This window comes from Streptomyces sp. NPDC004561, from assembly GCF_053602155.1.
The window spans coordinates 1-5,988 of record NZ_JBSGDB010000505.1 but is presented as its reverse complement, the minus strand read 5'-3'; the positions used below and the strand labels follow the sequence as shown (position 1 = coordinate 5,988).

General features: G+C 73.4%; 4 protein-coding genes. All 4 read right to left on the bottom strand.

Annotated elements, in window-relative coordinates:
- A partial coding sequence (locus ACWEN3_RS39155) for an ABC transporter ATP-binding protein (protein ID WP_452981316.1) occupies positions 1-1,197 on the bottom strand: 1,197 nt, incomplete at its 3' end.
- A 256-nt stretch (positions 1,198-1,453) separates the two neighbouring features.
- Positions 1,454-2,212, bottom strand: coding sequence for an NUDIX hydrolase (locus ACWEN3_RS39150; RefSeq protein WP_452981313.1), 759 nt, complete (start codon positions 2,210-2,212; stop codon positions 1,454-1,456).
- 128 nt (positions 2,213-2,340) lie between these two features.
- Positions 2,341-4,548 carry a glycogen debranching N-terminal domain-containing protein gene (locus ACWEN3_RS39145; RefSeq protein WP_452981310.1) on the bottom strand — a complete coding sequence of 736 codons (2,208 nt, stop codon included), beginning with the start codon at positions 4,546-4,548 and terminating at the stop codon, positions 2,341-2,343.
- A 908-nt stretch (positions 4,549-5,456) separates the two neighbouring features.
- Positions 5,457-5,988 (bottom strand): DUF4192 family protein (locus ACWEN3_RS39140; protein ID WP_452981307.1); only part of this gene is annotated, 532 nt, incomplete at its 5' end.

Here is a 5,988-nt window from a genome sequence, read left to right as displayed (position 1 = left end):
TGCGGGCCGCGGATCGGCTGCAGCGTGGTGGCTGCCGGGATCACTGGTGCGATGCGGTCCCTGCCTCGCTGGCCCGTTTGGTGTGGTCCAGGGCGCGGTGAAGCCGAACACAGTCCGTCCGTGCTCCCTCGGCGGGCGGTCCGCCGCGGCCTGGTTCCGCTCGTCCGAGGGAGCGACGGGTGGCGCGCCGCCCTCCTCCATCGGCTTGGGGTCGGGCACGGTTCGCCGCCGGCCCGTCTGCGGTGAGTCCGGTACGACCACGCCCTCCTTGGGCGCCGCGCCGTCCACGCCCGTGTCACCGTCGGGCTCCGCCCCGGCGCCGGGGCCCATGTCGCCCACCTCGTCGGCGAGTTGGTGGATGAGGATGCCGTGGCGGAACGCGGTCTCGCCGATGTCGGCGGTCGTGGTGCCGTACACCGAGAGTCGGTTGCCGCCCTCCCGTACGACCTCGACGGAGCGGCGGTCGGCGCGGGCCTCCTTGGTTAGTAGGGCCGCGAGGCGTGTGGCGTGGGGGCTGCGCACGGCCACGCGCGGGCGTAGCCGGGTACGGGCGAACACCGGGCCGGCCTGGTCGGCGACGAGTCTGCCGCCGTCGAGGGTGACGACACGGTCCGCCGTGCGCGCGGCCTCCTTGGTGTCGGCTGTGGTCATCAGCACCGTGCCGCCATGGTCGGCATGGGCCCGCAGCATGCCGTGCAGCCACTGTGCCTCACGGGCGGAGAGGCCGTCGGCGGGTTCGTCCAGGACGAGCGTGTGCGGGTCGGACAGCAGGGCGCACGCCAGGCCGAGTCTGCGGTCCATGCCGCGCGACAGCGAGCCGAGACGTTCCTCCCGGAGGCTGACGAGGCCCACCACCTCGAGGACCTCGTCGGCCCGGCGCGCCGGAACTCCCGATGCGGCGCAGAGCATGCGCAGGTGCCCGCGTACCGAGCGGGCCGGATGCCCGGGTACGTCGCCGAGGAGAACGCCGACCTCTCGCGACGGATGGGCGATCCGATGCAGGGGCCGCCCCTTGAAGTAGGTGATGCCGCGGCCCTGTTGCAGTTCGAGCATCAGTCTGAGCACCGTCGTCTTGCCCGCATCGGCGGGCCCCAAGAGCACGGTGACCTGACCGGCGCGCGCTTCGAAGGAGACGTCGTCGACGGCGGGCGGCTGCGCCTTGCGGGAATTGCTGGTCAGTCCGAAGGCCTGGATCACCTGCAGCAAGATAGCGTGCGATGTCCGGTTTTTTCGGGTATGGGGGTATCTAGTCTTGAGTGCCACACCCTCAAGCCGGTCCCTGTCCACCGTTCGACGCAACGGAGGCGCGTTTCATGCGGCCGACTTGCATCGGGTTCATGCGACCGGCCCGCTTTAGGTTCATGCGACCGGCCCGCTTTAGGTTCATGCGGCCGGCCCGCACCTGTTCATGAAGTCGGCTCGGTCGGCGAACCGCCGGACGGCCGCCGTCGCGTCACACCTCGGGCCGGAGCATCGGGGGGTTGAGCAGCGTGGCGCCGCCGGCTCGGAACAGCTGGGCCGGGCGGCCGCCCTGGCGGGTGGTCGTGCCTCCCGTCGGGACGAGGAATCCGGGCGTGCCGGTGACCTTGCGGTGGAAGTTGCGCGGATCGAGGGCCACGCCCCACACCGCCTCGTACACCCGGCGCAGCTCTCCGACGGTGAACTCGGCCGGGCAGAACGCGGTGGCCAGCGACGAGTACTCGATCTTGGACCTCGCCCGCTCGACGCCGTCGGCAAGGATCTGGGCGTGGTCGAACGCGAGCGGTGCGACGGGCTCACCGTCCCGGCCGTAACCGCCCTGCTGGAGCAGCTCCTCGACCGGTGCCCAGCGCGCGTTGCTCGCGTCGCCTCCCGCGCGCGGTGCGGGCAGATCGGGGGCGAGCGCGAGGTGTGCCACGCTGACCACGCGCATCCGCGGGTCCCGCTTGGGGTCGCCGTAGGTGGCGAGCTGCTCCAGGTGGGCTCCGTTGTCCTGGACGGGGACCGAGGGGTCGTGTGCGCGCAGCCCGGTCTCCTCAGCGAGCTCGCGCGCCGCCGCCTGGGACAGATCCTCGTCGGCCCGTACGAAGCCGCCAGGCAGTGCCCAGCGCCCCTGGAAGGGAGGCTCGCCCCTGCGCACCGCCAGCGCGCACAGGGCGTGGCGGCGAACGGTCAGCACGACCAGGTCCACGGTGACGGCGAAGGGCGGAAAGGCTGACGGGTCGTAGGGCATGCCGCGATCATAGTCGTCTGCCTGACGATAAACACTCCCTTCGCCGGTCGCACTCGTCGCGGTTCCGCTTCGTAGCGTTATGGGGCGTAGCGGGGTTCCTCCTCGTGTTCCGGTCGCGGTGTACGGGATCACGCCCCCAGTTGCAGGCCGTCCGCCGCATCCTCCACCATGGCCAGCCCCAGCCGGCTGACCCGTACGGCGAAGGGGGCCCCGGCGACGCGCAACCCGGTCACGCCGAGTTCGCCCAGCGGAGCACTGCGGACGGGGCGCAGCGTGACCGAACGGGCAGGGGCGTCGGGGCGGATTCCCACGAGAGCGGTGAGCATCAGGACCGTGGAGGCCGCGGCGGTGGCGGCCGGCCGGCAGGCCGCCGGATGCGGGGAGGGGGCACTGCCCTCGGAGCGTTGTTCGCCGGCGAACATCTCGGGCAACCGGTGTCCGAAGTGTTCTGCCGCGTCCAGCAGTCCTCTCAGCAGGCCGCCGGCCTCCTTTTCGTAACCGGTGGCGGCCAGTCCGGCGACGGCCAGCGCCGTCTCGTGGACGCGCACGGCTCCGGTCCGATGGCCGAACGGGTTGTGTCCCGGCTCCTTGGCACCGAGCCCGCGCAGTCCCCAGCCCGCGTCCATGGCGGGGCTGCCCAGCAGCCGGGCTACGTGTTCGGTCTGCACCTTGTCAAGCAGACCGGCGGCGAGGCAGCCCGTGCCGAGCAGGCCGGTGTCGAGGAGGTGCACGGCGGCGGAGCCCAGGTAGGGCACCGGCCGACCGTTCGGCGCCAGGGCGGCGGCCGGGCGTCCTCCGCCGTGGTCCTCGATCCAGAAGTCGGCGCGGAAGGCCGCTCGCAGCGTCCGGGCCCACTCTCGTAGTTCCGTGGCACCCGGTCTGTCGTATGCGTCCAGGAGGTCGGCACCCAGCAGGGCGGCGCGATGCGCATGGGCCTGTGTCTCGCAGCGGACTGGGCCCCCGGGCAGGGGGTCCGGGAGGTAGGGACTGTCGCCGACGGCGGTCCGCAACCAGGTCAGACAGCGCTCGGCCGAGGGGAGCAGTTCCGTCGTCTCCTGTTCGGGAAGCCCCCAGCGGCGGGCCTCGGCGAGCAGGGCCGGGAAGAGCAGTGTTGCCTCGGTTCCCGTGCAGCCCGGCGGGAGGAACGGACCGGCGTCGCGCCTCGGCCCTGGGATCAGACCGGCCCGTGGGCCCGGACCGGGGAGCTGGGTGCGGGAGAGGGCGCGCATTGTGCCCGCGGCGAGCCGGGTGCCGAGGGGCAGGACCATGCGGGCTGCGGCGAGGGCCTCGGCCGGGGCCATTCCGCAGCGCCAGGGTGCGCCGGCCGCGAGGTAGGTGTCGGAGGGGTGTGCGGGGTCGCGCACGAGGAGTGCCTGGAGGTCGGCGACGGCTGTCTGCAGCAGTGGCGCCACGCGGTGGTCGTCGCCTGCCGCCCGGGCCGGGGCGAGGGGGCTGGTCGCGCCAAGACCCGCGGCCCGCAGCGGGCCGGCCCCGGCGGGGCGCACACGCAGTTCCACGGTTGCCGAGTCACCCGGCGGCAGGTCCACTTCCCAGCACAGCAGTCCGGCGGACGCCAGGGCGTCGGAGGGCGGCGGCTCGCTGGTGACGCAGGCGGCGGCACCGGCCGAGGCCCAACGCAGGCCCGAGTCGTGGACAGTGGCGGGGAGTTCGGGGCCTGCCTTGCCGGCGGCGATGGCCCCGAGTTCCGCGAGGTCCGTGCCGAGAGCGACCTCGACCGGCAGACGCAACGGACGCAATCCGGCGTTGCGCAACGTGATCCGTTCGGTGCCGTCGGCGTGGCGCGTCCGCTCGACCACGACCTCCGGGTCGGGCCCGGCCGCGGGTGAAGCGCGCAGGGTGCCCACGAAGCGCGCGCTGTCCGCTCCGGTCATCCTCGCCTGCACCGCCAGCGGCTCGCGTCCGGCCACGTGGACCTGGCATCGCGAGAGCAGGCGCCTGCCGCCTCGGTAGAACCCGTCGAGCCCCTGGCCGTCCAGTTGCCCCGCCTCACCGGAGATGGCGAGGCCGGGCAGAGCGACGCAGATCAGCGCCGCGTGGGTGGCCGGCAGCTCGGGCCCTGGGCGGCTGCTGGGGGACGTGCGGGCCGACGGGGTCGCGCCGGGTGGGCGCGACTGGCTCAAGGCCGTGGACAAGGACGAGGACGAGGGCCGTCCGCGTGTGGCCGTGGCTTCCTGACGGGGGTCGTACGGCGGCGAGGACGGAACGCCGACGGTCTCCGGCGCGATGGTGCGGGCACCGCCCGTCGGGAACGGCTCGTGCGTACTCCATGGCGGACGTGTGTCGTAGGCGGAGGGAGGAGTCGACTGCTGGTGCATGCGGTGGCTTCCTCTGCGCTCGGAGCGCCTCGGACGTGCTGAGCGACCGGTGGGGCGCCCCGGGGGACAAGGGTCGTACGGTGGCAGGGCCCGTCCAGGCGTTCCGCCACCCAGGTGAACGGAGGGGGGCTCCCCCGGGTCACGGCCCTCCTCGCAGAAGCCGACCGAATGGTGATGTGAAGGAACACGGACGGGGGCCGAAGGGTCGCCGGTGGACCGCCACTCGGAAGTGCCTGGTGGGTCGTTTGCGGGACGATGCCGGGAGCTGCCTGGTGGGTCGATCGCAGACCGACGCCGGGACGTGCCCGGCAGTCCGCTCACGCATTGAAGCTCGGAAGTGCTCGGTAAGCCGCTCCTGGGCCGATGCACGGCAACGCCTGGCAGCCCAATCTCGGCGGGGGTGCCCGCAAGGACGCTCCCGGGCCCATCGGAGGTCGCCGGCAGCCGGCTGCCGAAGCGACGCTCGGAGGTCGCCCGCAGCCCGCTCCCGGTCCGACACTCGAAGGACGCCGGCAGCCCGCTTCCGAGCCGACACTCGAAAGTCGCCAGCGGCCCATTCCCACGCCGATGCCCCGAAGTGCCCGCCCGTCCGCTCCCGGACCGGGCGGCGGACACTGACGCAGCCGTCAAGGGGCTCCGGAACCGGTGCCACCATCGACTGCCCGGCAGGCCCGCATGTGGCCTCGACGCACTCCGCCGTGCGAGATGAGCGAGGGCGGCCAAGCGGCCGAGGACGGCTGTGCCGGTACGGCAGCGGCGCCGCTCGAACACCGCCGAACACCTGCGGATGCGGCCCGGGAACAGGCTGCGACCGCACTCCCTCGCCTGCGCCCTTTCCGCGCAGCTCTTTCCTGGCAGGAGCGGCAATCGCCTGACCGGATACCGGCCCGCGCTTCTCCGCCTGGTGCTCATCCCTCCCACTCCCCTTCCGGCTCACGGCGAACACTCCCCGACGCACCGCTGGTCGTGGCATCTCCGGAGCCCACGGCACGCGCACTCTCCCGGCGCCGAGGGCCGGGGCGCGCGGGTTCAGAGACCGACGGTTGCGGCGGGGAACTGGCCGGTCGGCGCCGGCCACCCGCCGCGCGGGCGGCGCGCCGGCCGTCGCTGCCATCTGCTGACCGCACGCGCCGCCGCCGGCGAGCGCTCGTCCCCGAACCCGGTGGAGTGTCCTGGTCGTCCATCAGCGTGTCCGGAGGCTCGGGCCGAACCGCGTCGATGGCCGTTGCGGAGTCCGCGGGCTCCGTGGGCTCCGGCGTCTGCGCCGGTGTATGCTCCGCGCGTTCCGCGCGCAGGCAGCGGCGGATCGACTCGGGATCGAGCCCCTCGTTGCAGGCCTGGTGCAGCAGGCGGGCGAAGAGGTAGTCGGGATCCGCGCCCAGCGCCATGGCCAGCGCCTCGCGGGCTTCCAGTTCGTCTCCCGCGGACCAGGCGACCCAT

Coding starts and splice junctions, on each gene's coding strand:
- ACWEN3_RS39150 (WP_452981313.1), bottom strand. CDS start 2,212: ATGCCCTACGACCCGTCAGCCTTTCCGCCCTTCGCCGTCACCGTGGAC.
- ACWEN3_RS39145 (WP_452981310.1), bottom strand. CDS start 4,548: ATGCACCAGCAGTCGACTCCTCCCTCCGCCTACGACACACGTCCGCCA.